This is a genomic window from Actinomadura sp. GC306, assembly GCF_004348665.1.
Taxonomy (GTDB): Bacteria; Actinomycetota; Actinomycetes; order Streptosporangiales; family Streptosporangiaceae; genus Spirillospora.
The window spans coordinates 1-25,246 of record NZ_SMKM01000076.1 but is presented as its reverse complement, the minus strand read 5'-3'; the positions used below and the strand labels follow the sequence as shown (position 1 = coordinate 25,246).

The following is a 25,246-nucleotide window of genomic DNA, read 5'->3' as shown; positions in this document are numbered from 1 at the left end:
GGGTCGGCGTGCTGACGATTTCGGGGGTGGGGGCCGGCTCGTTGCGGGTCAGCAGGCCGATCACGATGGCTCCGGCGGCGATGATGGCGGCGCTGATCAGGGACGTCACCTGGAGGCCGGTGGTGAAGGCGTCCCGGGCGGCGTCCAGCATCTGGGGGCCGACCGGTCCGGGAAGGCGTTCGGCGGCCTCCACCGCCCCGGCGAGGCTTTCGCGGGCCGCGCTCTCGGCGGCGGGCGGAACGGCGGACGGCAGGGATTCGCCCAGGCCGTCCCGGTAGATCGCCGTCCCGAGGCTGCCGAGCAGCGCCATCCCGGCGGCGAGTCCGAACTCCTGACCGGTCTCCGAGATCGCCGACGCCGCGCCGGCCCGCTCCGGAGGCGCCGTGGTGATGATCCGGTCGATCGCCAGGAGAATCCACGGGCCGAAGCCCACGCCCATCACGACCAGCCCGACGACGGCCCCCGCCAGCCCGCCGGTGCTGACCAGCAGCACGCCGACCGTCACGATGCTCATGGACCCCGCCAGGATCACCGCCGGACGGAACCTGCCGGTGATCCTCGGCGCGAGCTGCGTGCTCAGCAGCACCGCAGCGGCCTGCGGAAGCATCCACAGACCCGCCTCCAACGGCGACAGGCCCCGGACGAGCTGCAGGTACTGGTTGACGAAGAGCAGCACGCCGCCCATCGCGACGAGCCCGATCATCAGCGAGGCGAGCGAGATGCTGAAGTTGCGGTAGCGGAACAGCCGCAGGTCGATCATCGGGTCGGCCAGGCGGCGCTGCCGTTGCATGAACGCGATGCCGAGCACCACACCAGCCGCGACGGACACCGCGACCGTCCCGTCCGGGCCATGGGTGGCGATGCGCTTGATGCCGTAGATGAGCGGGAGCACGGTGCCCAGCGACAGGACGGCGCTCAGCAGGTCGAGCCGTCCGGCCTCCGGGTCGCGGTACTCGGGCAGCAGGAACGGCCCGGCGAGCAGCAGGATCACCATCACCGGAACGCCGAGCAGGAAGACCGAGCCCCACCAGAAGAACTCCAGCAGCAGCCCGCCGACCAGCGGGCCGATCGCGGACCCCACCATGAAGCCGGCCATCCAGACCGCTAGGGCTTTGGTGCGCTCGGCGTCGTCGGTGAACATGTTGCGGATCAGCGACATGGTCGACGGCATCAGCGTCGCCCCGGCCACGCCGAGCAGCGCCCGGGACACGATGAGCATCTCGGCGCTGGTGGAGTACGCGGCCAGCAGGGACGCGAGACCGAAGGCGGCCGCGCCGACCAGCAGCACCTTCCGGCGCCCGATCCGGTCGCCCAGCACGCCCATGCTGATCAGGAAACCGGCGATCATGAAGCCGTAGATGTCGAGGATCCACAGCAGCTGGTTCGCGGTCGGGTCCAGGTCGGCGCCGAGCTGCGGGACGGCCAGGTGCAGCACGGTCATGTCGATCGAGATGAGCAGTGTGGGCAGCGTGAGCACCGCCAGCCCGATCCACCGCCTGCGGACAAGCGCCATATTCCGTTTCCTTCCTCGCCGGTCGGCTCAGGCGTCCGGCCCCGCACGGGCCGCTGGTCGCCTGCGAGTTAGGAAGTCACCGATGGAGTCCCCGATTCCGGCTTGGCGCCCGTCTCGGCCAAAGGTCCCGCACCACCTCGGCCGCACGACCTAAGCGAGCGTACGACCCGCCCCCGACGAACCCTGATCGCGAGGAGCGTCACCCGGCGCGCTCCGAAGGACTCGCGGGCGTCCAGTAGTTCGTTTCGGGCCGGATGGGATTCGCCGGAGCGTCCAGCCACACGGTCTCCGTTTCGGGGGTGACGGTGAGGCCGAAGCGGTCGCGGCCCGGGCTGCCTTGGCCGACCCACCAGAAATACGCGCGAACGGCGTCTTCCCACAGGCTCCGGTCTCCACGCACCTCGTATTCACGCTGACCCTGCCGGTAGGTCGCGGCCACCCAAGCCCGCGCCGACCAAAGCCGCAGGACGTATGTGTCACCCTCGTGCCGCCCCTGGGCGTTGATACCGGGCAGGAACGCACCCATCGCGAGATCCGCTCCGGCCGGCGCGTAGCCGATCGTGCGAGGGTCGATCGCCGTCGTGGACTCGTCCCCCTCGTCCTCCGCCGCAGGCCAAGGCGGCTGCCGATGCGAACGCATCATCATGTAGGACGCGTAACCGCTGAACCGTCCCACCGCCGTCCCATCGGGCATGACGACCAACCGCAGTTCGTGACTGGACGCGAATCCGGGCGCGTACGGGGCCACGACCACACCCCCCGGCCTTGTCTGCCGCACCCACGCATAGGGGACGTGCGACACCCCGCATGTGACATGCACCCGATCGAAGGGGGCGCTCTCCGCCCACCCCTCGCCGCCATCACCCACGACCAAACGAGGGGCCAGCCCCACCCCTTTGAGATTCTCCGCAGCCCGCGCGGAGACGAAGGGGTCGACGTCCACGCTGGTGACGTTCTCTGCCCCGGCCATCCGGGAGAGCAGGGCCGCGGTCCATCCGGTGCCGGTGCCGACGTCCAGGACCCGGTGCCCCACCTCGGCGTCCAGCAGCTCAAGCAGCGAAACGACGGTGCTGGGCGCCGAACAGGACGAGGTGAACCGGCCCGCCCCCGTGGCGACATCGGTCTCCCCGTCATCGAGCTGCGTGATGATGGCGTCGTCCCGATAGGCCAGGTCAAGCCAGCTTTCGGGCGTGGTGGCCCGGTCCACCCGGTCGCCTTCACCGGTCCAAGCGATCGCCGGAACGAAGGCATGCCGGGGGACGTCGCGCAACGCCGTCCGCACCGGCCCCTGGGTAAGCCACCCAGCCGCCGAAAGCCGTTCGACCAGCGCCTCCGAACGCCGCGCAACACCCTCCATCACCCGCTACTTCCTCCGGCTGCTCCAGCTGCGAAATACCTACGTACGAATAGTGAGGACGGCACACTCTCCGTCAATAGGTACTTCTGCATAGAACCACGGGTCGGCCGCGATCAGGACGGTGCCGGCGTGCCGGAAGTGAGAGCCGCTTGGACGATGCGGATCGCCTCATCCGTGTCGATGCCGACGCTGGCGATCACGGACGCGTAGTCGGCGGCGGCCCGGCGGGCTCGCTCCCGCCCCTCCTCGCCGGCGGCCGACACGAACGAACCCGCCCGGCCGCGCGTCTCGATCAGGCCGGCCTCCTCCAGTTCCCGGTAGGCCCGGCCGACGGTGTTGACCGCCAGGCCGAGGTCGGCCGCGAGGTGACGGATGGGCGGTAGCCGGGTGCCCACGGCCAGCGTGCGGTCCTGGATCTGCCGGGCGAGCTGGGCCCGCAGCTGCTCGAACGGCGGAATGGGCGAGGCCGCGTCGATGACGATCATCGGCCGCTCATGGCCCGCCGGGCCACGGTCGCGCTGGACGGCGTCCGGAAGGGAAGCGCGACGCACGCGATCATGCTCAGGATCAGGAAGGCGACGGCGGTGGCGCTCCACCAGCCGGGCGCGACACCGAACAAGAACGTCATGGGCAGCGCCAACTGCACGATCGGCCTGGTGAGGTCGCGGGCGTCCTCGATGCGCATGATGACGTCGGCGGTCAGCGACCCTTCGTCTTCCGCCACGACCGGACGTCGCAGCAGGTGGCGCAGGTGCATTGCGTTGACCGCCGTCAGGCCGAGCAGGCCGATCAGCAGGCCGGCGGCCACCTGCCGCACGGCCGGGTCGGGAACGGCCAGGGCGCTCGCGACCAGCACCATCGCTCCGACGCACGTGGCGGCCGCGAAGACGGCGTACGGCCACCCGAGCACGGTCCGCCAGCCAGGGTGGACCGGATGCGTCACTCTGCGGGACAGGGCCGCGCCCGCCCGCCGGTCGACGCGCCGCACCCACCGGTCGAGCAGCGATTGTGCCAGCAGGAGCCCGACCACCAGCGCGACCAAGGCCAGCAACCGCAGCGGGCCGAGCGTCCGATCACCGTCGAAGGCGGGAAGGGCGGCGAGCCCGCTGGCGATGATCAGCACGGCCAGGATGACCGCGGCGCCGAGCCGGGCGCGTTCCCGGACGACCAGCCGCGTGGCCAGCAGCGGAGTCGGGCGGACGTCGTCCAAGCCGTGCTTGGCCAGCCACACTTCCGCCAGTCGCAGACCAGTCGACGGCTCGACGTCACGGGCCATGACCACTCCTTTGTCGCAAGCTTTGACTCAACATAATGCGTCAAAGCTTGCGACAAAGTCAACGGTCAGGGCATCAGGCGGCGTAGGCGGCGCCTATTGCGACGTAGAGCGGACTACCGGCGCTCGCCATCAGCGCGACACCGAACCTTGTCTGACATGAGCGAGGAGGCGGACGAAGGCGCGGGGTGTGAGGATGAGGTGGCCGACGTCGGGGGCCTTGCTGTCTCTGATGGCGACGGCACCGGCGAGTGCGGCGAGTTCGATGCAGTTGCCGTAGTCGTCTGATTGCGGGGCTTTCCGCCATGTCGGGCTCACCTCGACTCCTTCCGCCTCAACTGGGTCAGGAGGTGAACGAAGGTTTTGGGGGGGAGGGTGAGGTGACCGCTCTCTGGTGCCTTGCTGTCGCGAATGGCAATGGCATCGAATAGAGCTGCCACCTCCACACACTGACCGCCGGTTTCGTCGCTGTGACTGGACTTCCGCCAAGTGATCATTTGATCAGTCCTAGCATGTTCTTGATCAGCGTACGTGACTGGTCCTCTGGGAGCGCGAGTGCCCCAATACGGTCGTAGTTTACGCGGAGATCTCGTACTTCGGGGGGTCGCTCGACGAGCCTGCCCATGCGTCCGGACTCTAGGTAGGCAACTTCCGTCTCGCGGGTCGTCATGAGGCTGAGGGATCCGCTTACGCCCGGCCAGCCTGCAGAAACGGGGAGGACACGCAGGCTGATGTGGGCAGGCTCCGAAATTTGGAGCAAGTGCTTGAGTTGGGATCGCATCACTTCGGGGCCGCCGACCTGCCACCACAAGACTGGCTGGGCGAGTACGACCCACAAGTGAGGAGGATCTGCTTCGTGAAGCCGCTGCTGACGCTCCATGCGGTCGTTGACGGCCGCTTCGATATCGTCAACGACGCCGCCGCGCTGGAACAGCGAACGAGCATACTCCTCGGTCTGAAGCAGGCCGAACACGACATCCGAACTGTAGTTCTTGAGCGACATGGCGGTTTGTTCGTATTGGAGGAAGGAGCCGACGCGGGGCCGGTCGTGGCCTTCCTTGGCGTGCTCGGCGAGGGAGGTCAGCAGGTTCGCGGTGTCCCACGCCTCATCGAGCGGGGCGAGGTTCGCAACCGAGGGGCGTCGGCGGCCGGCCTCCCAGTTTGAAACATGCGAGCGGGACGCGTTGGCCACGTCACCTACCTGTTGGCACGTCCATCCGTGGTTGAGGCGGAGATTGCGCAGTTGAACCGCTACGAGATCCCACAACGATGAGCGCGGGTCCAGCGAGTCGTGGCTTTCCAACGGTGCCCCCGAGGAAGATCGCTTGTTTTCTGTGCTCCTGAAAGTGTCGTCAAAGTAAAGCAAGCGACCCACTCTTGTCCTGAAAACGAGAAGGCGAAGGGGTAGGTCGATGGGTGTAAAAGCTGCTAATTCGGGCGAACTTCATATGGCATGTCTGGCGGCGGGGACGGTGCCGGGGATGGTGCGGGCGCTGGTGGAGTTCCGGCTTGTCGAATGGGGGCTGGCGAAGGTCGCCGACAATGTTCTGCTGATCTGCGGGGAACTCGTCACCAATGCGGTGCAAATCGCGCGGGATCGGGAGATCCGGGTCAGGTTCACCCGGGAGGCGGGGGCGGTCGTGCTGGCGGTGTGGGACCCGTCCGATCAGATGCCGGTGGTGAGTCCGGTCGCCGAACTCACGCTGGACGACGTCGTTCCGGACGCGCGGGCGTTGGACGACGGCTACGACGACGGGACGGGCGGCTGGGGCCTGCCGCTCGTCCAGGCGCTCTCGTCCGAGTGCGGCGTGCGCAAGACCGAGCCGTCCGGCAAGTGGGTCTGGGCGGCCGTCGCGTGCTGAGGGGGCGGGGACGGACGAACCGGGAGCGGCGGGTCGCCGTCCGCCAACTGGACGTACTCGCACTCGCGGTCAAGGCGCTTGGGTGGCGGTGCGTGCGGCTGTACGGGCGCGAGTTCCCCCGGCCGTTGCTCTGGGTCTACGCCAGCGGGGTCGCGGAGGACGTGGGTGTAGTGGTGTGCGTGCGGGCCGTCCCTGGTGGGATGTGGGCCTACCACGACGTCCAGCGAGGGCGGGCCGGTTACCTCTTCCCCTGTGGGGACGCCAAGGCGGCGGCGGAGCGGGTCGATCTGCTTCTGAAACACCGCATGTTCCCGTCCACCTGGTGAGTCAGGGCACCAGGCGGCGTAGGCGGCGTTTGTTGCGACGTAGGGCGGACTCCCGGGGCTGCGCGTCGAGTAGGGCGAGGGCCGCTGCGGCGCCGGCGCGGGCGGTTTCCTCCGGGGTCACCGGGGCCGTCTCGTCCAGGGCGGGGTCGTAGTGGAGGTCGGCCAGGTCACCGACGATGTGCGCGTCCGTCTTCTGGAGGGCGTCGAGGTCCTCCTGGCTCCACTCGGCCACACGGGAACGCCAGCCGGGCGGGACGGTCACCTTGCCGCCGCGCCCGTCACGGGCCTGGAAGCTCTCGGTGATGGCCTGCCGCGCCCGATCGGCCCTCCCCTTGGGCCAGTCTTCGTCCCGGAACAAGGCGTTCAGGGACGCGAGCGCCAGCGTTTCGGGTGCGGTCAGGCCGGTGTGGGCCTGACGGTCCGCGACAGGGGTGTGGGTCAGGTTCGGTAGGCCCGCCGCCTGGGTGAAGCGGTCGAGAAGAAGCTGCGGTGGTTTGCCGGGGCTGGTCACCACCGATACGCGGGACGCGCCGGCCTCGATCCAGCGCCGGACCAACCCGCTCAGCATGAACGCCCGCCAGATGTGCGCGTCAGGGACGCTTTCGAAGTCGGCGTCCCGCTGCCGGGCGAGGCTCCTGAGGTAGCTCTCGAAGCTCGTGCTCAGCCCGTTGCGGATGTGCTGCTGCCACAGCGAGGGCAGCGCGCGCCCCAGGGTCCGGGCGGTGATCACGACCTCGACGTCGTCGGCGCCGAGCGCGGCGAAGAGGCGGGAGACGGCGTCCGACCGGATGACCGACAGCGCCTCGGCCGACAGCAGCACCGTCCCGGATGATGCCCTGACCTGCTCCAGCAGCGCCCGCCACGACGGCTCCTCCTTGGCCGCCCGCGCCTCCGACACCCACGGGTACTCGGTGCCGAGCAGGCCGTAGCTCGCCCACTCGTGGTTGGCCACGGTCCGCCGCCCGCGCTCCCAGTCCCGCGGGATCGGATACAGGACGCCGCTCTGCGCCAAAGTCTCCTGGTGGTCCTGCAGCATGTGCTGCAGGAACGTGGTGCCCGACTTCTGCAGGCCGATATGCAGGACGATCTTCAAAGCCACAGGTCGCTCCGTCGGCCCGATCAGTCAGGTCGGGATGTGATCTTCCCGGGGATCGTTCTTCCGAACTTCGCCTGTGAGGGTAGCGCGCGCCTCTCGGCCGCTCCGTCCCGCGTCGGGCCTGGTGGCGCACTGGTTGATGGCAGCCGGTCCAACACGGTTGTGGTGTACATACGATGTGTGTACGGTAAGAAGACGGCTTTGAAGGGGTGGCGCATGGGCGGGCGCGAGGGTGATCTTGAGGCGGAGGCCCCGCGGGGGACGCGGCTCAATCTCCGTGCGAACGCACGGCAGGATGCGCTGATCCGTATGGCGGCCCAGGCCACGAACAAGACGGTGACCGCGTTCGTCCTCGACAGCGCGAGTGCGGCGGCCGAACAGGTGCTCGCGGATCGTCGCTGGTTCATGCTCGATGACGCCGCATGGGACGCGTTCCAGGATGCTCTGGAACGGCCTGCCGTTGTGAAGCCGCGGCTGGCGGAACTCCTTTCCGAGGACTCCGGTCTCTTCGAGGACTGAAGGTCGACGGTGTTCTCGAAGATCAGCAAGCTGACCGCGCAAGACGATCTCGACGCGTTCGACAGCGGGCAACCCGACCTGGACGACTGGCTGAAAAGATTCGCGCTGGTGAATCAGAAGGCGGGCATGTCCACCGTGTTCGTCACGTCGTCCGAGAAGAGGGTGGTGGGCTATTACGCCCTCGCGACGGGTGGTGCCGAGAGAGCGGAGGCCCCGGACAGGATCCTCCGTGGCACGCCGGCCCACCCTGTTCCGGTCATCCTCCTGACACGGCTCGCCGTACATTCAGCAGTCCAGGGAAAGGGACTGGGCAGGGCTTTGCTCGGGAACGCCCTGGTGCGGGTGGCGAACGCGGCCGACGAGATCGGCGTGCGTGCGTTGCTGGTCCACGCCAAGGACGAGCGAGCCAAAGCGTTCTATATGCGCCAGGCGGAGTTCGAGCCGTCGCCTACGGATCCCCTTCACCTGTACCTTCTGATGAAGGACTTGCGGAAGAACCTCCCTGCCCAGTGATGTCGCTTTCCGCCAGCCTTGCGGTCCAGGGGCCGTGCGGTGCGCCCTGGGATGCCTCGATCTCCGCTCCCAGACGTGTTATCCACCGGGGCATCGAGGTCTGCTCGATCTCCCAGCCATCCGCGTTCCTCACCCAGAGGTAAGCCAGCGTTCTCTTCTGGGCAACCGCCCGGAACGCCTGGTCGCAAGCTTGAAGTGCCGCAGGGGCGTCCCCGAGTAGGAACTCGGCCAACGCGAGGTTGCACAGGGTGACCTGGGGACGTGGAGTTTCCTTTGCCAGAACCTCCTTGAACACTGCTCGTGCTCTTCCGGGGTGATCCGGGAGGAAGCAGAATGCGTGGTTCTGCTGCAATACCAGGTCGGATGGCTTGAGCCTGCGAGCACCGTCCATCAGGGCCGCCGCCGCCTTGCGCTGGCCCGTCTCCAGCAGGGCGGCCGCCTGGTTGATCAGCGACGTCATCGTCGCCGGATCGATGGAGTCGCCCTCGGCCACGGCCCGCTCGGCGAGTTCGGTGGCGACCTCCTCTATCGCCAGAATCCGCCCGTCCAGAATTTCGGTAGGAAGGCCGGGGCGCCAGGTGCCCTTCAGAAATGTGTACTCGCGCTTCAGTGAGTCAAGCGACCACTCGCTCAGGTAGGTCTCCGTGTACCTTTCGACGAGCCATGTCCAGAGTTCGGTCTCCGAACCCGCCGAAGCCGACGGTGGGGATTCCGGCCACTCCTCAGGTGGTCGCCACCGAAGCAGATCTTCGACAGGGGCGGTTTGGAGCCATGCGTTCAGACGCTCTGCGCATCGCCCGAACAGGGCAGCCTCGATGTAATCCCCGGGGGAGGCCGGCTTCTCGGCACTCTCCGCGAAGAATGTGCGCCACCGGTCGAGAAGCGCGGTGTCCCGTCGCGACTCGTCCGTCAGTTCCGAGATCTCCAGCCATCCGGCGATCGCCAGCTTGACGGTCTCCGCGACTCCCCGGCGTATGAGTCCTTCAGGGTCGAGGCCGCGGCATCCCAGTGCTCCCAGAGCCGATGTGGCGTCGACGTACCTCCGCAGGTTGATGCCATCGTGCTCGCCCAGGGGGTTGGTACGCGCGACTTTCACCACGACCTGCAATAGCGACGAGGTGTGCCACAGGACGTTCGGCGTCGGCTCCGTCTCGCTGAGCCGGATCTGCCGGGCGTCGAAGGCATGTGGGTTCGACATGGCCGGGGTGCGGCCGCGTCTGAGCAAGGACGTGAGAAGGTCTCGGCATTCTTCATGGCATGTGAAAACGCCGTCCCGTTGGACGGAATGGGGGCAGTCGCGATGCCTGTCCGCCGGATCGCAGGCATCGACGTACCGCACGATCGAAACGATCTTCAGGTCGGTGTCGGCATGGCTCATCGGGTCATTCTGTCAAGGCGAGGATGACCCTTGATGGGAAATGGCGTTCTTCGGACAGAACTCAGGCGCGGGTGGTTGTTATCGGTTTGCCGAGGGCGCTGCCCTTCGCCCACTTGGAGAAGGGTAGTTGCCAGTAGGCCCAGCCGTTCGTCCAGGTCAGTTCGCGTTTGGTGCCGGTGATGGTGACGATGTCGCCGCGGTAGGACCAGTGGTAGAACCACTTGGCGTCGGCGGTGGGGGAGCGGACGCAGCCGTGGCTGCAGTTCCGCTTGCCGAGGCAGGCGGGGTCGGCGGTGTTCTGGTGGATGTAGACGCCGCTGTTGGTGATGCGGGTCGCCCACGGGATCTTCTCGTCGTACCAGCCCGGGTCGCCCTTCTTCTTGCCGGGCGAGACCATGCGCTCCATGCGGCTGCGGTCCATGGTCAGGTGGACGCCGCTGGTGGTGAGCAGGGTGTCGACGCCGTTCTTGACCTCGCCGCCGGAGCCGAGGCTGACGCCCCAGGAGCGGACGGTGCGGCCGTTCTGCTTGGCGACGAGGCGGTGGGTCTTGGCGTTGATGGTGACCGTGTGGGAGTCGCCGATCGTGAAGTTGCGGGTCACGTCGCGGTCGCCGAAGACGCGGTCGCCGATCCGGAGGCCCGCGTAGTGGACGGTGACCGAGACCTTCTGCCGGGGCTTCCACGGACGCTTCGGCCGGAACACCAGGGACGGCAGCCCGTTGAACGACTCGCCGGCGCTGAGCCAGCGCCACGCGCCCTCGGTCGGGGTCGTCGAGGAGATCTCGACGCTGCGTTCGATGGCGGGCTTGGCGCGTTCGGGGACGGCCTTGTTGAACTGGACGAAGACCGGCATTCCGGTGCCGACCGTCTCGCCCTCCGACGGGACGACGTTGTTGACGCGGGTGGCGGCGACGGCGCGGCTGGTGCGGAACGCGCTGGTCGCGGTGGCGGACTTGCCCTCGGGGGACGTCGCCGTCGCCGAGACCTCGTAGCGGCCGCCGGGCTGCAGCGTCCACTTGGAACGCCAGGTGGTCTTGTCCGGGGACAGGCGGCCGGGGACGTCGGCGCCCTTCAGCTTCACCGAGACCCGGCCGAGCGTGCCGCCCGCGGCGGTGACCGTCACGCCCTGGTCGGGACGGGCCTTGCCGCTGCCGTCCGCCGGGACGATCGCCACCCGCGGGAGGCCGTCGTCGGCCGGGGGCTCCCCGCCGCCGCCGCGGCCGCCGCCGTCGTCGCCACCGCCGCAGGCCGCGACTAGCCCCAGGACCAGCGTCATCACGAACGCTTTCCCTCGCACCGTTCTCCCTCATCAGCCCGCCGGGCCCGCGCGACACGGGACGGCACCAGGAACGTCGACGAACGGGCCTCGGTCCCGGCGGGACGGCCGGGCGGCGGCGTCCGATGACGTATACGTCCATCGTCCCGCGAAGGTTCGCTCCAGGTGGGCCGTTCCCGGATCTTCGGGGCCGTGTTCCGCCGCTGCCCGGGGGTCGCGGAGCGGGGCACTCCCGGACGCGCCCGAAGATATTCGGCCCTTTCCGGCGAACAAGAAATTGCGGTGACAAGTGTGGCCGGCCGGTGTTCGCTTTGATCTGATATCGCGGCCTCTTTGGGGTGTTCACGCAGGTCACAGGCTTCTGCTGATCTCCTATTCAAGATTGTGGAGGTGGCGGTTAAAAGCGGTGTTCTTCGCTGGAAAGCGCTGCGATGCTGGGGCGTGGCCGCCCGCGACGGGCCCCGCAAAGTCACCTCCCGGGTGAGTTCTTGTCTGAAGGGACGCGCGATGAGTGCCCAGGGGCTGAGTCCCGCCATCGACTCGGGCGCGGCACCGGCTGATATCGCCCGGGGCAGGTCCGCGGCGGCCTTCGCCCCGGTCGTCGCGCGCCGCCGCGGCCCGGTGGGCGCCCGTCTCCTGGCCGTCCTGTACCCCGTGTGCCTCGCCGTGGCGGACGGTTCGGCGATGGTCGTCGCCGTGCACCGGTCCGCCGCCGGCTGGGCCGTGCCCGGCGCGGCGGCGGCGGCCGTGGTCGCGTGCAACGCGGCGGGCGGGCTCTACCGGACGCGCCGCAACCCCTCGCTGCTGGCCGAGGCGCCGGCGCTGCTGGCCCGGACGCTGCTCGTCGGCGCGCTCGCGGCGGTGTTGCTGCCGGGCGTCGCGGCGGTGGCGTGGCTGTGGATCGCGGTGGTCACGGTGTCGGTGTCGTTCGGGGTCCGCGCGTTCGCGAACGCTGCCGTCCGGACGTACCGGTGCCGGCGCTCCCGGGCCCGTCCGGCGCTGATCGTCGGGACGGGCGGCACGGCCGCGCACCTGGTCGACCTGCTGGGCGAGCGCGGCGAGTTCGGGCTCGCGGCGGTCGGTCAGGTCGCGGTGCCGGACCCGGGCACCGGGACGTGCGGGGCGGTCGTGCCCGTGCTCGGCGAGACCTCCGACCTGCCCGCGCTCGTCGAGGAGTACGGGATCGACACGCTGATCGTGGTCGCCGAGGAGGTCGACCCCGGCCACCTGGACGCCGTGCTGCGCATCTCGTTCGGGCTGCCGTGCGAGACGCTGCTCGTTCAGCCGCCCTCGCACGTCGTCCCGGTGGCGCCGGCGCGGCGGGAGTACCTGGCCGGGCTGCCGTGCGCGCGGGTCGACTGGCGGCTGCGCGAGCCGGCGGCCCGGTACGCCAAGCGGCTCCTCGACCTGGTCGCGGCGTCGCTGCTGCTGGTCGCCGTGTCGCCGGCGCTGGCGCTGTGCGCGCTCGCCGTGCGGCTGGAGGGCGGCCCCGGCGTGCTGTTCCGGCAGCGGCGGATCGGGTTGGGCGGCGAGGAGTTCGTCCTGCTGAAGCTGCGGACGCTGAAGCCCGCCGACGAGCAGGAGGCCGACACCCGCTGGACGGTCAAGGGCGACGACCGCGTGGGGCGGGTCGGGCGGTTCCTGCGGGCGACCTCGCTGGACGAGCTTCCGCAGCTGTGGAACGTCGTCCGCGGCGACATGAGCCTCGTCGGCCCGCGCCCGGAGCGCCCCCATTTCGTGGAGCAGTTCTCGCGCAGCTGCCCCGGCTACCTGCTGCGGCACCGCGTCCCGGTCGGGATGACGGGGTGGGCGCAGGTCCACGGGTTCCGGGGCGACACCTCCATCGAGCTGCGCGCGCGGCTCGACAACCACTACATCGACCACTGGTCGTTCGCGGGCGACCTGAAGATCCTGCTGCTGACCGTCCGCGCGATGCTGTGCCGGGACGCCGGATGACCGACTACGCATCCCCCTTCACCTGGTCGGAGGCCCCCGCGGCGGGCCGGCCGGCACCGGCGCACCGGGCGGTTCCGGCGCACCGGAAGCGGCGGGCGGCCGCGGCCAGGGCGGTCCGGGTGGTGGCCGAGCGGCCGAGCTGGCTGGTGGCCGCGGCGGTGCTGAGCATCGCGATCCCGCCCGGGACGCACGCGTTCCGGCCCGGTGTGCAGGTCGCCGCCGGTGACGTCGCGTGCGTCCTGCTGGTGCTCGCCGCCACGTACCTGCTGGTCACCCGGCGGGTCACGATGCCGTCCGCGGCGCTGCCCGCGTTCGGGCCGCTGGTGGCCGCGTTCGGGGTCAGCACGGTGTGCTCGGCCGACATCCTCGCCAGCCTGCCCGGCTTCGTGCGGAACGCGCAGATCTTCGTGCTGGTGCCGCTGGCCGTCGTCCTGCTCGTCCGGGACCGCCGCGACCTCGCGATCGTGTGCTCGGCGGTGGTCGCGCTCGGGCTCGGGGAGGCCGGCTACGGGATCTGGCAGTCCGCCACGGGCAACGGCGCGTCGCTGAACGGGGAGAACATCCGCGCGGTCGGCTCGTTCGGCGCGGTGGACGTGATGGCCATGTCGATCGTGACGGCGATGGCGTTCCTCATCCTGACCGTGTTCGCGCTGTACGCGCCGGGACGCGGCCGCGCCGCCCGCCCCGCCGCGCTGCTCGGGCTCGGGGTGCTGTCCGTCGCGCTCGCGCTGGCCCTCAGCCGCGGGACGTGGCTCGCGCTCGGCGCCGCCGCCCTCCTCACCCTCGTGCTCTTCAACCGCTGGACGGCGGTGAAGGTGCTGGCCTGCTGCGCCGCGCTGCTGCTCGTGGCGCCGGTCTTCGCCGGGGGCGGGTCCGCGGCCGTCCTGGACCGCGCCGGGTCGATCGCCGGGTCGATCAGCGACCCCGACCGGTCCGTCGCGGACCGCTACCACCTGTGGGCCACGGCCGTCCGGATGTGGGAGGACCATCCCGTCGCCGGCGTCGGGCCGAAGAACTTCGCCGCCTACCGCGACACCTACGCCGGGATCGAGCTGTCGTCGGGCAGCGAGACCGCCGACCCCGTGCACGGCTACATCCGGCAGCCGCTCCTGTCGCCGCACAACGAGTACCTGCTGTTCCTGTCCGAGCAGGGCGTGGTGGGCCTGGCGGGGCTCGCGGCGTTCGTCGGCGTGCTGCTCGCCGGGCTGTGGTCGCGGCGCCGCGTCCGCGACCCGTTCTGGCTGGTGAGCGTGTCGCTGCTGGCGTTCCTGCTGGTCAACTTCCTGTACGCCGACCTGGGCGGGTCGACCTGCGCGCTGTTCGCGATCGTCCTCGGGATCGTGGCGTGCCGGGCGCTCGGCGAGCACGGGCCCGCGGAGGCGCGGCCATGACCTCGGTCGCCCGCGCCACCTCGGTCGGCCGCGCCGCGGCCCTGTCGGGCGTGCTGATCGGCGCCGGGACCGGGCTCGGGTTCGTCCGCGACCTCGTGGTGGCGCACCTGTTCGGCGCGAGCGGCGCCACCGACGCGTTCCTCGTCGCGTGGACGATCCCGGAGACCGTCTCGCCGCTGCTCATCGAGGACGCGATGGCGCTGCTCATGGTGCCCGTCGTCACGCGGCTGCTCGCAAGGGGCGACGGCGCGCGGGCCTTCGCCGCGACGGCCCTGCCCCGGCTGGCCGTCGCGCTGTCCGCCGGGACGCTCCTGCTCATCGCCGCCGCGCCGCTCATCGTGGACGTCCTCGCGCCCGGCCTCACCGAGCGCGGTCCGGCCGTCCAGTGCGTGCGGCTGACGGCGGTCACCGTCGTGACGTTCGGCGTCGCCGGGTTCATGAGCGCGACGCTGCGGGCCCACCACCGGTTCGGGCCGCCCGCCGCGATCTACCTCGCCTACAACGCGGGCATCCTCGTGCTGATCGCGGCGCTCGCCGCGCACATCGGCATCATCGGCGTCGCGGTCGGCGTCGCCTGCGGCAGCCTGCTGATGATCGCGGTGCAGGCGCCCGCGTTCGTCCGCTGCCTGCGCACGCCGCCCACCGCCGCACCCGCCGCACCGCCCACCACCGCGCCCGCCGCTCCGCCGGCGCCGCGCGAGCGGGACGTCGCGCCGCGCATCCTGCTGCTGGCCGTCGCGCCGGTCGTCGTCTACACCGTGACCCGGCAGGCGCAGGTGTTCGTCGAGCGCTTCCTCGCCTCCGACCTCGCCGCCGGGTCGATCTCGCACCTCAACTACGCGCAGAAGGTCGCGCAGGTCCCGATGGTGCTGTCGCTGCTGATCGTGACGGTGACGTTCCCCGGCCTCGCCCGCGCGATGGCGGACGGCGACACCGCCCGCGTCGCGCACCGCATCCGGCAGGACCTCGCCATCGCGAGCGCGATGGTGCTGGCCGCCGCGGCGTTCCTCATCGCGTTCGCGCCCGCCGTCATCAAGGTGCTGTTCGAGCACGGCGAGTTCACCGCCGAGGACACCCGGCGCACCGCCGGCATTCTGCGCGTCTACGCCCTCGGCCTGTGGGGGCAGTCGGCCGTCGGCCTCGCCGCCCGCGCGTTCTTCGCGCAGCGGCGGCCGACCTGGCGCCCGGCGGGCTTCCTCGCCGTGGGCCTCGCCGTCACCGCCGCGATCGGCGGCGCGTTCGCCGCGTCCGCCGGGACGCTCGCGCTGGCCGCCGCGAACGCGGCCGGGATCACCGTCGCCGCCGTCCTGCTGCTGGCCGGGCTGCGGCGGGGCGTCGCGCCCGTCCCGCTGCGGCCGATCGCCGGGGACGTCCTGCGGCTCATGCTCATCGCCGCCGCGGCCTGCGCGGCGGGCCTCGGCACGGGTGCCCTGCTCGGCGACGGGACGCCCGCGCTCGTCCGGCTCGCCGCCGGCGGCGCCGGCACCGCCGCGGCCTTCGCCGCCCTGACCGTCCTGGCGGGCCCCGGCCCCGTCGCTTCATGGATCACCGCTTCATGGAACACCGCGGGACCGTCCGGCGCGCTCGGACGCCGCACCCGCACCGACTCGGGGGAGACACGTGACCCAGCCCACCGAACCGACGACACACCCGGCCGAGACCGGGCGGCCCGGCGGGATCCGGCCGGCGGAGAAGATCCGCCGGCCGCCGCTGGTGCTGATGTACCACTCGGTCGACCACTTCCATGAGGACCCGCACCTGGTGACGGTGTCGCCGGCGCGGTTCGAGCGGCAGATGGCGTGGCTGCGGGCGCGCGGCCTGCGCGGCGCCGGCGTCGCGGAGCTGCTGGACGCCCGCGCCGCGGGCACGGCGCGCGGCCTCGTCGGGCTCACCTTCGACGACGGGTACGCCGACTTCGCGACCAGGGCCCTCCCGGTGCTGCTGCGGTACGGGTTCGGCGCGACCGTGTTCATCGTGTCCGGGCGGACCGGCACCTACAACGCCTGGGACGACGGCCCCCGCAAACCCCTCATGACCGACGAGCAGCTCCGCACCGTCGCCGAAGCGGGCATCGAGATCGCCTCCCACGGCCGGCACCACGTGTCCCTTCCGGAGACCGACGACACCGAGCTCCGCGAAGAGCTGGAGGAGAGCCGCTCCCGCCTGGAGGAGGTCATAGAAGGACCCGTCACCGGTTTCGCCTTCCCCTACGGGCACGCCACGGAGCGGGAGATCGAGGCGGCCCGCGCGGCGGGCTACGACTACGCCTGCCACATCCGCCCGGACGAGTCGTCCCGCCATGCCCTGCCCCGCGCCTACATCGGCGACCGGGACGGGCCGCTGCGGATGCGCGCCAAGCTCCTCCGCCACGAACTGCGCAACCGGAGCCGCGTGTGACCCGGGTCCTGCACGTCATCACGGGGCTGGAGCACGGCGGCGCCGAACGCCAGCTCGCCCTGCTGCTGCGCCACCTGCCGGTGGCCTGCGACGTCGCGACGCTCACCCGGACCGGGACGCTCGGCGCGCAGATCCGGGGGGCGGGCGTCCCCGTCCACGAGATCGGCATGCGCCACAACCGCGACCTGGCGGCGCTGCCCCGGCTCGCGCGGCTGATCCGGCGGGGGCGGTACGACGTCGTCCACACCCACCTGTACCGGGCGTGCGTCTACGGGCGCATCGCCGCGCGCATGGCGGGCACGCCCCGCATCGTCGCCACCGAGCACTCGCTGGGCGACGGCCACATCGAGGGCCGCGTCCCGTCCCGCGGCGTCCGGGCCCTGTACCGGGCGACGGAGCGGCTCGGATCGGCGACCGTCGCGGTGTCGCCGACCGTGGCCGCCCGGCTGCGCGGCTGGGGGGTGCGGCCGGGCCGGATCGTCGTGATCCCGAACGGCATCGACGCCGCCGGGTTCGCGTTCGACGCCGCGCGGCGCGCCGCGACGCGGCGGCGGCTCGGCATCGCCCCGGACGAGCGGATCGTCGGCGCCGTCGGGCGGCTCGTCCCGACCAAGCGGTTCGACCTGCTGGTCGAGGCGGTCGCGCCGCTGCGCGGCGTCCGGCTGCTGCTGGTCGGGACCGGCCCGGAGCGGGCGCGGCTGGAGCGGCTGGCCCGCGACGCGGGCGCCGCCGGCCGGGTGATCTTCGCCGGGGGCACCTCGGACGTCGCCGGGGCCCTCGCCGCGATGGACGTGCTCGCCGCCCCGTCCGTCCAGGAGTCGTTCGGCCTCGCCGTCCTGGAGGGGCTGGCCGCCGGGCTCCCCGTCCGGTACACGACCTGCCCGGCCCTCGACGACCGCCCGCCCGGGGAGGCGCCGCAGGCGCGGCGGCTCCCCACCGACGCGCGGATCTGGAGCGCGGAGCTCGAACACCTCGTCCGCGGGCCGCGGGAGCGGCTGCCGGTGCCGCCGGTCGTCGCCCGGTACGCCATCACCGAGCAGGCCGCCCGGCTGACCCGGCTCTACGAGGACGGCCTCACCACCGTCGCCGAGCCGTCCTTCCGCGAGGACGCCCCGACCCGAGAAAGGGCACATGATGCCGCTACATGACGCCAAGCGGAGACCCGCGGGCAGACGGGTCCGGCCGCCCGGGGCGCCCGTGCGCCGCCGCCCGAGGCGCGCGCTCGTCGTGGCCGCCTGCCGCGCGCGCGGCCCGGCCGCCGAGCTGCTGGTGCGGTTCCGGCTGTCGGTCGGCTTCGTCGTGGCCGGTTTCCTCGGCGGGCTCGGATACGCGCTGTTCGCGCCCAGCACCTACACCGCGTCGGCGTACGTGATCGTCGTGGAGGAGGGCGCGGCCGGCGGGCAGTCCGGACCCACGGCGGTGAGCTTCGCGCAGGTGTACGGGCGGCTCGCCCCGCTGCCGGAGACGCTGGTCCACGCGAAGGCGCGAATGCCCGACACGGCGCCCGGCGACATCCGCGAGCACGTCCAGGCGTCCACCTCGCCGGACACGCCGCTGATCCGGCTCGCGGGCACCGGACGGACCGCGCGCACCGCCGCCGCCTACGCCAACGCCGCCGCCGACGCGCTCGTCCGGTACGGGGCGGCGCACCGCGGCGACACCGGGGTCCGCGTCGCGCTGATGACGCCCGCGCAGCCGCCGGCCGCGCCGGTGTCGCCGAACCCGCCGCTGGACATCGCCGTCGGCACCGCGTCCGGCGGACTGCTCGCCGGGATCAGCGCCGCCGTCCTCAGCGGCCGGCGCGGGCGGGCGGCCGCCGCCCGCCGCCGGCGCGCCGCCCTGCCGGACCCGTCCGCCGGTGAACCGCCCGCCGCGTCCGAGCCGGGGATCCCCGGGCCGGGTACCACCGAGCAGGGGACTGCCGGGCCGGACGCCGCTGGGCCGGCCGCGCCGGCGGGCGCCGGGCGCACGGGGGTGGGCTCGTGACCCTGTCCGCCCTCACCCGCGGTGACACCGCGCCCGCCGTGTTCGCCGCGTCCGCCGCCGAATGGTCGGTGGAGGTGCACCGCGACGAGCAGGCGCTCGTCGGCCTGGCGGGCGAACTGCGCGACCTGTACGACCGCTGCCCGGCGGCGACGCCCTTCCAGACCTACGAGTGGCTCAAGGCGTGGTGGGGCTGGTACGGGACGAGCGGCCGGCTCCGCCTGGTGCTGGTCCGCTGCCGCGGCCGGGCCGTCGCGGCGGCGCCGCTGATGGCGGGCGTCCGGCACGGCTTCCCGGTCCTGCTGCCGCTGGCCGGGGAGCAGAGCGACTTCACCGACTTCCTCATCGACCCCGTGTACGCCGACGGCGCCGCGCGGTACCTGACCCGGGCGCTGCTGGACGAGCACGGCTGGTGCGCGCTGGACCTGCGCGAGGTCCGCCCCGGTTCGGCGGCGCACCTGGTGGCGGAGCAGTGGCCGCGCCGGTCGTGGCGGCTCCCGGCGTCGGTCTGCCTCGAACTGCCCGCCGCCGGGATCGACGACGTCCTCGCCCGGCTGCCGCGCCGCACCGCCGGGAAGATGCGCGCGAAACTCCGCAAGATCGACGTCCGCGGCATCACCGTCGAGCAGGTGCCGTACGAGGGGGTGCCGGACGCGGTCCACGCGCTGGTGGACCTGCACCTCCGGCAGTGGCGGGGACGTCCCGTCAACCCCGAGCACACGCGCGACCGGTTCCGGCGCCACCTGGCCGAGGCCGCGAGCGGGATGGTCCGCGACGGGCGCGCCGCCGTCCTGCAGTACCGCTGGGACGGGCGGCTCGTCGCCGCCGACGTCGTCCTGATCGGCCACCGGTACGTCGGCGCCTACCTGTACGGCGCGCTGCCCGACCTGCGCGGCTGCGTGGACGTCTCGCTGATGCTGCTGCGCGAGAACCTCGCCCTCGCGCGGGACCGCAACCGGCAGGGCGTCAGCCTGCTGCGGGGCGACGAGCCGTACAAGCTGAAATGGCGCCCGACGCCCGTCCAGAACCAGCGGATCATCCTCGGCCGGACCGCCTCCGCCACCGCGTTCGCCGGGCTCGCCCGGACCCGCGCGCACCTGGCGGCCCGGCGGCACCGGCGGTGGGAAGGCCATGCACCAGGACAGGACTGAGACCGAGGCCGAGGCCGAGACCGAGACCGACGGCGGAGCCGCCCCGCTGCGGGTGCTGCACGTCAGCCGGCCCAACGCGGGCGGGGTCGCCGTCTACGTCGCGCAGGCGGCGGCCGACCAGCGCAGACGCGGCTGGGACGTCGCCGTGGCCGCGCCGCCCGGCGGCGACCTGTCCGAACGCTGCTCCGCCGCGGGCGTGCCCTGGTTCAGGTGGCCCGCCGGGCGGGCGCCCGGACCCGGGACCGTGCTGGAGGCGCTCCGCCTCCGCCGCCTGGTGCGGACCTTCGCGCCCGACGTGATCCACCTGCACTCCGCCAAGGCGGGCCTGGCGGGACGGCTGCTGCGCCGCCGCGGCACACCCGTGCTCTTCCAGCCGCACGGCTGGTCGTGGCTCGCCGCGACCGGGCCGCAGGCCCTCGCCGGCCGCGCCTGGGAACGGCTCGCCGCCCGCCGGAGCGACGCGCTGGTCTGTGTCGGGGCGGGCGAGCTGGAGGAGGGGATGCGGGCCGGTGTCCGCGGCCCCTACCGGCTCGTCCGCAACGGCGTGGACCGCCGCAGGTTCGGCCCCGCCGGCTCCCGCGCCCGGCTGGCCGCGCGCACCCGCCTCGGCCTCGCCGCCGGGACGCCGCTGGCCGTCTGCATCGGCCGCGTCACCCGGCAGAAGGCGCAGGACGTCCTGCTCGCGGCCTGGCCGGACGTCGTGGAGCGCTGCCCGGCCGCCCGGCTCGCCATCGTCGGTGACGGGGAGGACGTCGCCGCCCTGAAGCGGCTGGACGTGCCGGGCGTGCTGTTCGTCCCGGCCGTGGCCGACCCCCGGCCCTGGCTGGCCGCGGCGAACGTCGTCGTCCTGCCGTCCCGGTGGGAGGGGCTGCCGCTCACGGCGCTGGAGGCGCTCGCCACGGGGCGGCCCGTCGTCGGGGCGGACGTCCCCGGCGTCACCGAGGTCGTCCGCCCCGGGCTGGGCGCCCTCGTGCCCGTCGAGGACCCCGCCGCGCTCGCCGAGCAGATCGCCGTGCGGCTCGCCCGGCCCGCGCTCGCCGAGCGCGAGGGGCGGGCGGCCGCCGCCGCGGCGGCCGGCTACGACCTGTCGGAGACGCTGTCGCTGCTGGCCGCCGTCACCCGCGAGGCCGCGGGGCTCGGCGGGCCGCCCGATCAGGGCCCGGCGGACGCGCGGGCCGTCGCCGGCGGCCTGCTCGGCGGCCGCGGCGAAGGCGGCGCGGGCGGCCGCGTGGCGGACGGCTCGGCGGACGGCTCGGCGGACGGCTCCCCGGAAGGCGTGGACGAGGGCGCCGCAGGCGGCCGGGAAGGCGGCACGGTGGGCCAGGTCCAGGGCGTCGCCGGTGCGGCGGGATACGAGGGCGAGGGCGCCGGAGCCGTCACACCGCCGAACAGTTCGCGGTAGAGGTTCGACGAACGCGGATTGCTCCCGCACGCCCAGACACCGTGCGGGCAGTAGTCCGAGATCGAGTGGTACACGACATCGTGCGACATGATCCAGTCGTGCATTCCCTGGATATAATCGGGGTTGTCGGAATTGCGGAACAGACCCCATTCCGGGAACGAGAGCGGTTTGCCGCGCGCGGCGGCGAATTCGGCCTGCGCGCGCAGCCCGTACGGCTCGTCGACGAAGTCCTCGAACGACTTACCGGCCGGCTGGTCGTAGCTGTCGGAACCGATGATGTCGACGACGTCGTCGCCGGGGTAGCACTCCGTCCACGGAATGGCGTCCCGGCCCCGCGTCGGCGCGAAGTCGAACCGGAAGCGCGCCCCGGGCACCGACCGCATCGTCGCGACGATGCGCCGCCAGTACGCCTTCCAGGTGCGCGGGTCCGGGGCGCAGCGCCCGTTGTAGGTCGCCCCGTTCATCTCCCAGCCGAGCACGATGACCGTGTCACCGGCCCCCAGCGCGACCAGCCGGCCGGCGAGCGTGCGGAAGTGGACGTCGAACGCGCCGGCCGCGCCGCCGCGCAGCAGCGACCGCACCACCGGCTCCGGCAGCGCCGCCTCGTTCGGGGTGATCATCGGGACGTTGACCACCAGCATCCGGCGCGGGTCGGCCGCCTTCCAGCGCGCCCACGCCGTGAGCATCCGGCGCGGCCCGTCGATGTCGGCCCAGTGGGTCCCCGGGAGGTAGGTGCGCCCGACCGTCACCGTGGAGCCGAGCCAGCGCTGGAAGGGCCCGATCCGGGCGACGCCCTCCTCACCCGAACCGAGGAACACCCCCAATGGCACGTACTTCGCCGTTTTCTGCACCGCCGGAGTGAACGGGTAGGCCGCCAATGTCGATGCGGTGAGCGCCACCATCATGACCGACACGGCCAAAATGGAAGGGAGCGGACAGAAGGGAATCATTCTTTGTCGCCGCCGCCCCTGCCGACGCCCCCCTGAATGGATATCGGGAGCTCGCATGCGTAGGGTATGCCCAGGGCGTCCGCCACCGGAACAAGGGGATTGGCCGGGCTGCGCCAGAATTTACGTTTCCGGAATCTCGGAAGGGCGTCGTGCCCCATAATTCGCTGAAATGGGTCCGCTGACCGCATGTTCTTCGACACACAGGCCCCGCCGGGGACGCGCCTCGACACCGGCCTTCCCGTGCTGCTGCTGCGCACCGACCGCAACGTGTTCCACCACGGGACGCTCGGCGTGATCCGGAGCCTCGGCCGCGCCGGCGTGCCGGTGCACGCGATTCTGGAGGGGCGCGCGACCCCCGCGTCCCGCTCCCGCTACCTCCACCAAGGGCACCCCTGGGCCCCGCCCCCCGAGCAGCCCGCCGCGCTGCTCAGCCACCTGCGGGTGGTGGGCGAGCGGATCGGCCGCCGGGCGCTGCTCGTCCCGGTGGACGACGCCGGCGCGATCTTCGTCGCCGAGCACGCCGACGCGCTGACGCCCCACTTCGTCTTCCCCCGGCAGGACCCGGACGTCCCCCGCCGGGTCGCCGACAAGGCGCGGCTGGCGCGGGCGTGCGAGCGGCACGGCATCGCCACCCCGCCGAGCCGGACGCCCGCGTCCGCCCACGAGGTGGACGAGGCCGCCGCCGAACTGGGCCTCCCGCTGATCGCCAAATGGGCCCGGCCGTGGCGGCTGGCCCCCGGCATGCGCAGCACCACCGTCGTGCGGACCCTCGGCACCGCGCACCGGCTGTTCGGCGCCTCCCGCGACCGCGACCCGGACGGCGACGCCGGCCCCCTGATCCTCCAGCGGCGCATCCCGACCGCCACCGGCGACTGGTTCTTCCAGGGCTACTTCGACGAGTCCCTCGGCTGCCTGTTCGGCGGGACGGGCCGCAAGCACCTCGCGCACCCGCCGCAGGCCGGGCACACCGTCGCCGGGGAGTGGGCCCCCAACCCCGAGCTGCGGCGGCTCGCCGTCCGGATCGTCCGGCTGCTCGGCTGCCGCGGGCTCGTCGACCTCGACTTCCGCTACGACGCCGCCGACGGCGCCTACCACCTGCTCGACTTCAACCCCCGGATCGGCGCCCAGTTCCGGCTGTTCACCGACCGCGCCGGGCTCGACCTCGCCCGCGTCCTGCACCTGCACCAGTCGGGCCGCCGCGTCCCCGGCGCGCGCCCCGCGTTCGGCCGCAACCTGCTGGTGGAGAACCACTACCTCCGGCAGGCCGCGGGCCGGCCGCTGCTGCGCCCGAGGACCCTGCGCCCGCTCCGCGAGGCCGACGAGTTCGCCTGGTACGCAGGCGACGACCTGCCGCCCTTCCTCGCGATGGGCCGGCAGAGCGTGCTCCGCGCGGTCGAGCGGCTCCGCACCAGGTAACACCACACTCACACGGGGGATCGAACAATGAGCGACTCGGCCAGCGACGTCGTCATCGCCGGCGCCGGGCCCTACGGCCTGTCCACGGCGGCCCACCTGCAGAACCTCGGACTCGGCGTCCGGATCATCGGCCGGCCGATGCGGTTCTGGGCGGAGAACATGCCGGCGGGCATGTTCCTGAAGTCCGAACCGTTCGCGTCCAGCCTCGGCGCGCCGCACCGCGGCATGCGCTTCACCGACCGCCACCCGGACTGGCGCCTCGGGCAGCCGATCCCCCTGGACACGTTCGTGGCGTACGGGCGCTGGTTCGCCGCCGTCACGATCCCCGGGACCGAGGACGCGGAGGTCGTCACCGTCGAGCGCGGCGGTCCGGACGGGTACGCCGTCACGCTGTCCACCGGCGAGACGATCGCGGCCCGCGCGGTCGTCGCCGCCATCGGCGTCGGCCCGTTCGCCCACATCCCGGACGAGCTGGCGGGCCTGCCGTCCTGGCTCGTCTCGCACAGCAGCGCCCACCACGACCTCGGCCTGTTCGCGGGCAAGGAGGTCGCGGTGGTCGGCTCCGGGCAGTCCGCCCTGGAGACCGCGGTCCTGCTCGCCGACGCGGGCGCCCGCCCGCACGTCATCGCCCGCCGCGCCGAACTCGACTGGAACACGGTGCCCGAGGCGCGGCGCTCGCCCTGGAGCCTGCTGCGCGGCGGGCCCCGCTCGGGGCTCGGCACCGGCTACCGGACGTGGCTGTGGGCCGAGCAGCCCGGCCTCGTCCGGCACCTGCCGGAGAGCACCCGCGACCGGCTCGTCCGCGAGACGCTGCCGCCCGCGGGCTCGTGGTGGCTGCGCGACCGGCTGGACGAGCGCGTCCGCGTCTCGACGGGCCGCCGCGTCGCCAAGGTCGTCGAGGGCGACGACGGCGTGGCCCTCACCACCGTCGGCCGCGACGGGCGGCGCCAGGTGACCGAGGTGGAGCACGTGATCGCCGCGACCGGGTTCGTCCCGGACATCGCGCGCCTCACGATGCTCTCCCCGGAACTGCGCGCCCGCGTCACCACCCGGCACGGCGCGCCGGTGCTCACCCGCGACTTCGAGTCGTCGGTGCGGGGCCTCTACTTCGCGGGCCTCGCCGCGGCGCCGACGTTCGGCCCGGTGATGCGCTTCGTCCACGGCGCCGACTTCGCGGCCCGCCGGATCGCCCACCACATCGGCCGGGACGTGCCGCGCAGGCGGCAGTACACGGGGCGGCACGCGGCCGTACTGGAGCCGGACATGCGGTGAAGAAGCCTCCTCCGAACGGCGGGCCGCCCGACCAGGGCGGCCCGCCGTTCGGTTTCAGCGGCGGTAGGGGTGGGCGGCGCGGCGGGCGCGGTCGGTGCGGGTCTTGGCGAGCCACCAGTCCCAGCGGGAGTACAGCGTCCAGGCACCGGACCGGATCCGCTCCGAACGGCTGGCGGGCGCGGCGGGCGTCGCGTGGGCGGCGGGCAGGACCAGGA

General features: G+C 72.5%; 24 protein-coding genes and 1 pseudogene. 14 read left to right on the top strand and 11 right to left on the bottom strand.

Annotated elements, in window-relative coordinates; translation table 11 throughout:
• The 7 genes from E1200_RS13715 to E1200_RS13685 all read right to left on the bottom strand — a co-directional run.
• Nucleotides 1-1,513: MFS transporter (locus E1200_RS13715; protein WP_131952291.1), on the bottom strand; the 1,513-nt coding region annotated here is incomplete at its 3' end.
• Nucleotides 1,514-1,712: 199 nt separating this feature from the next.
• Nucleotides 1,713-2,870 carry a methyltransferase domain-containing protein gene (locus tag E1200_RS13710; RefSeq protein WP_131952289.1) on the bottom strand — a complete coding sequence of 386 codons (1,158 nt, stop codon included), beginning with the start codon at nt 2,868-2,870 and terminating at the stop codon, nt 1,713-1,715.
• Nucleotides 2,871-2,983: 113 nt separating this feature from the next.
• Entirely contained in the window at nt 2,984-3,355 is a 372-nt protein-coding gene (locus E1200_RS13705) for a GntR family transcriptional regulator (RefSeq protein ID WP_131952287.1), read from the bottom strand.
• Nucleotides 3,352-4,146: a hypothetical protein gene (locus E1200_RS13700; RefSeq protein ID WP_131952285.1), complete on the bottom strand. Its 795-nt coding sequence runs from the start codon at nt 4,144-4,146 to the stop codon at nt 3,352-3,354. The genes E1200_RS13705 and E1200_RS13700 overlap by 4 nt, the downstream gene beginning before the upstream one ends.
• Before the next feature lie 129 nt (nt 4,147-4,275).
• A complete protein-coding gene (locus E1200_RS13695; RefSeq protein WP_131952283.1) occupies nt 4,276-4,461 on the bottom strand; it encodes a DUF397 domain-containing protein in 186 nt (61 codons plus the stop codon).
• Nucleotides 4,458-4,640, bottom strand: a complete 183-nt coding sequence (locus E1200_RS13690) for a DUF397 domain-containing protein (RefSeq protein WP_131952281.1) — start codon at nt 4,638-4,640, stop codon at nt 4,458-4,460. Before E1200_RS13690 ends, E1200_RS13695 begins: the two co-directional genes overlap by 4 nt.
• On the bottom strand, nt 4,637-5,518 hold the full coding sequence (locus E1200_RS13685; RefSeq protein ID WP_279484325.1) for a helix-turn-helix transcriptional regulator: 882 nt from the start codon (nt 5,516-5,518) through the stop codon (nt 4,637-4,639). Before E1200_RS13685 ends, E1200_RS13690 begins: the two co-directional genes overlap by 4 nt.
• A 73-nt stretch (nt 5,519-5,591) precedes the next feature.
• On the opposite strand from E1200_RS13685, the gene E1200_RS13680 reads away from it, so the two are divergent.
• Together E1200_RS13680 and E1200_RS13675 are read left to right on the top strand one after the other, a co-directional pair.
• Nucleotides 5,592-6,005, top strand: a complete 414-nt coding sequence (locus tag E1200_RS13680) for an ATP-binding protein (RefSeq protein ID WP_165950306.1) — start codon at nt 5,592-5,594, stop codon at nt 6,003-6,005.
• Nucleotides 5,999-6,331, top strand: a complete 333-nt coding sequence (locus E1200_RS13675) for a hypothetical protein (RefSeq protein WP_131952276.1) — start codon at nt 5,999-6,001, stop codon at nt 6,329-6,331. The genes E1200_RS13680 and E1200_RS13675 overlap by 7 nt, the downstream gene beginning before the upstream one ends.
• Nucleotide 6,332: 1 nt before the next feature.
• Here E1200_RS13675 and E1200_RS13670 read toward each other — a convergent pair whose 3' ends face one another.
• Nucleotides 6,333-7,430: a hypothetical protein gene (locus E1200_RS13670; protein WP_131952274.1), complete on the bottom strand. Its 1,098-nt coding sequence runs from the start codon at nt 7,428-7,430 to the stop codon at nt 6,333-6,335.
• Nucleotides 7,431-7,607: 177 nt separating this feature from the next.
• Here E1200_RS13670 and E1200_RS13665 point away from each other — a divergent pair, with 177 nt between their 5' ends.
• Both E1200_RS13665 and E1200_RS13660 read left to right on the top strand, forming a co-directional pair.
• Nucleotides 7,608-7,946 (top strand): DUF1778 domain-containing protein, encoded by a 339-nt coding sequence (locus E1200_RS13665; RefSeq protein WP_243708541.1) that lies wholly within the window; start codon nt 7,608-7,610, stop codon nt 7,944-7,946.
• Between the two features lie 9 nt (nt 7,947-7,955).
• Entirely contained in the window at nt 7,956-8,459 is a 504-nt protein-coding gene (locus tag E1200_RS13660; protein WP_131952272.1) for a GNAT family N-acetyltransferase, read from the top strand.
• Here the strand turns inward: E1200_RS13660 and E1200_RS13655 are convergent.
• Nucleotides 8,395-9,837, bottom strand: coding sequence for a hypothetical protein (locus E1200_RS13655; protein ID WP_131952270.1), 1,443 nt, complete (start codon nt 9,835-9,837; stop codon nt 8,395-8,397). The genes E1200_RS13660 and E1200_RS13655 overlap by 65 nt on opposite strands.
• Nucleotides 9,838-9,898: 61 nt before the next feature.
• On the bottom strand, nt 9,899-11,113 hold the full coding sequence (locus tag E1200_RS13650) for an Ig-like domain-containing protein (RefSeq protein WP_131952268.1): 1,215 nt from the start codon (nt 11,111-11,113) through the stop codon (nt 9,899-9,901).
• Nucleotides 11,114-11,620: 507 nt separating this feature from the next.
• Between E1200_RS13650 and E1200_RS13645 the strand changes: the two genes are divergently transcribed.
• Genes E1200_RS13645 through E1200_RS13610 form a run of 8 tightly spaced genes read left to right on the top strand, consistent with a single transcriptional unit; the run spans nt 11,621 to nt 21,393 of the window.
• Nucleotides 11,621-13,069 carry a sugar transferase gene (locus E1200_RS13645; protein WP_131952266.1) on the top strand — a complete coding sequence of 483 codons (1,449 nt, stop codon included), beginning with the start codon at nt 11,621-11,623 and terminating at the stop codon, nt 13,067-13,069.
• On the top strand, nt 13,066-14,460 hold the full coding sequence (locus tag E1200_RS35205) for an O-antigen ligase family protein (RefSeq protein ID WP_131952264.1): 1,395 nt from the start codon (nt 13,066-13,068) through the stop codon (nt 14,458-14,460). Before E1200_RS13645 ends, E1200_RS35205 begins: the two co-directional genes overlap by 4 nt.
• A complete protein-coding gene (locus tag E1200_RS13635) occupies nt 14,457-16,208 on the top strand; it encodes a lipid II flippase MurJ (RefSeq protein WP_243708540.1) in 1,752 nt (583 codons plus the stop codon). Before E1200_RS35205 ends, E1200_RS13635 begins: the two co-directional genes overlap by 4 nt.
• Entirely contained in the window at nt 16,180-16,857 is a 678-nt protein-coding gene (locus E1200_RS13630) for a polysaccharide deacetylase family protein (RefSeq protein ID WP_131952293.1), read from the top strand. The genes E1200_RS13635 and E1200_RS13630 overlap by 29 nt, the downstream gene beginning before the upstream one ends.
• Entirely contained in the window at nt 16,854-18,005 is a 1,152-nt protein-coding gene (locus tag E1200_RS13625; RefSeq protein WP_131952262.1) for a glycosyltransferase, read from the top strand. Before E1200_RS13630 ends, E1200_RS13625 begins: the two co-directional genes overlap by 4 nt.
• Nucleotides 17,989-18,843, top strand: a complete 855-nt coding sequence (locus E1200_RS13620) for a hypothetical protein (RefSeq protein ID WP_131952261.1) — start codon at nt 17,989-17,991, stop codon at nt 18,841-18,843. Before E1200_RS13625 ends, E1200_RS13620 begins: the two co-directional genes overlap by 17 nt.
• Complete coding sequence (locus E1200_RS13615) at nt 18,840-19,991, top strand: GNAT family N-acetyltransferase (protein ID WP_131952259.1); 1,152 nt, start codon at nt 18,840-18,842, stop codon at nt 19,989-19,991. The genes E1200_RS13620 and E1200_RS13615 overlap by 4 nt, the downstream gene beginning before the upstream one ends.
• A complete protein-coding gene (locus E1200_RS13610) occupies nt 19,972-21,393 on the top strand; it encodes a glycosyltransferase (protein ID WP_131952257.1) in 1,422 nt (473 codons plus the stop codon). Before E1200_RS13615 ends, E1200_RS13610 begins: the two co-directional genes overlap by 20 nt.
• Nucleotides 21,394-21,671: 278 nt before the next feature.
• Here E1200_RS13610 and E1200_RS34790 read toward each other — a convergent pair.
• A pseudogene (locus E1200_RS34790) lies at nt 21,672-21,776 on the bottom strand (hypothetical protein); the annotation flags it as partial.
• A gap of 753 nt (nt 21,777-22,529) precedes the next feature.
• Here E1200_RS34790 and E1200_RS13600 point away from each other — a divergent pair.
• Both E1200_RS13600 and E1200_RS13595 read left to right on the top strand, forming a co-directional pair.
• Entirely contained in the window at nt 22,530-23,759 is a 1,230-nt protein-coding gene (locus E1200_RS13600) for an ATP-grasp domain-containing protein (protein ID WP_131952253.1), read from the top strand.
• A 27-nt stretch (nt 23,760-23,786) separates the two neighbouring features.
• Entirely contained in the window at nt 23,787-25,031 is a 1,245-nt protein-coding gene (locus E1200_RS13595) for an NAD(P)-binding domain-containing protein (RefSeq protein ID WP_131952252.1), read from the top strand.
• The last annotated feature ends 215 nt before the right edge of the window (nt 25,032-25,246 follow it).

What these genes read in the sequence shown, in the direction of transcription:
- E1200_RS13705 (WP_131952287.1), bottom strand. Translation starts at nt 3,355, where the DNA reads ATGATCGTCATCGACGCGGCCTCGCCCATTCCGCCGTTCGAGCAGCTG.
- E1200_RS13690 (WP_131952281.1), bottom strand. Translation starts at nt 4,640, where the DNA reads ATGATCACTTGGCGGAAGTCCAGTCACAGCGACGAAACCGGCGGTCAG.
- E1200_RS13635 (WP_243708540.1), top strand. Translation starts at nt 14,457, where the DNA reads ATGACCTCGGTCGCCCGCGCCACCTCGGTCGGCCGCGCCGCGGCCCTG.
- E1200_RS13650 (WP_131952268.1), bottom strand. Translation starts at nt 11,113, where the DNA reads ATGACGCTGGTCCTGGGGCTAGTCGCGGCCTGCGGCGGTGGCGACGAC.
- E1200_RS13680 (WP_165950306.1), top strand. Translation starts at nt 5,592, where the DNA reads ATGGCATGTCTGGCGGCGGGGACGGTGCCGGGGATGGTGCGGGCGCTG.
- E1200_RS35205 (WP_131952264.1), top strand. Translation starts at nt 13,066, where the DNA reads ATGACCGACTACGCATCCCCCTTCACCTGGTCGGAGGCCCCCGCGGCG.
- E1200_RS13655 (WP_131952270.1), bottom strand. Translation starts at nt 9,837, where the DNA reads ATGAGCCATGCCGACACCGACCTGAAGATCGTTTCGATCGTGCGGTAC.
- E1200_RS13700 (WP_131952285.1), bottom strand. Translation starts at nt 4,146, where the DNA reads ATGGCCCGTGACGTCGAGCCGTCGACTGGTCTGCGACTGGCGGAAGTG.
- E1200_RS13645 (WP_131952266.1), top strand. Translation starts at nt 11,621, where the DNA reads ATGAGTGCCCAGGGGCTGAGTCCCGCCATCGACTCGGGCGCGGCACCG.
- E1200_RS13610 (WP_131952257.1), top strand. Translation starts at nt 19,972, where the DNA reads ATGCACCAGGACAGGACTGAGACCGAGGCCGAGGCCGAGACCGAGACC.
- E1200_RS13595 (WP_131952252.1), top strand. Translation starts at nt 23,787, where the DNA reads ATGAGCGACTCGGCCAGCGACGTCGTCATCGCCGGCGCCGGGCCCTAC.
- E1200_RS13630 (WP_131952293.1), top strand. Translation starts at nt 16,180, where the DNA reads ATGTACCACTCGGTCGACCACTTCCATGAGGACCCGCACCTGGTGACG.
- E1200_RS13620 (WP_131952261.1), top strand. Translation starts at nt 17,989, where the DNA reads ATGATGCCGCTACATGACGCCAAGCGGAGACCCGCGGGCAGACGGGTC.
- E1200_RS13710 (WP_131952289.1), bottom strand. Translation starts at nt 2,870, where the DNA reads ATGGAGGGTGTTGCGCGGCGTTCGGAGGCGCTGGTCGAACGGCTTTCG.
- E1200_RS13600 (WP_131952253.1), top strand. Translation starts at nt 22,530, where the DNA reads ATGTTCTTCGACACACAGGCCCCGCCGGGGACGCGCCTCGACACCGGC.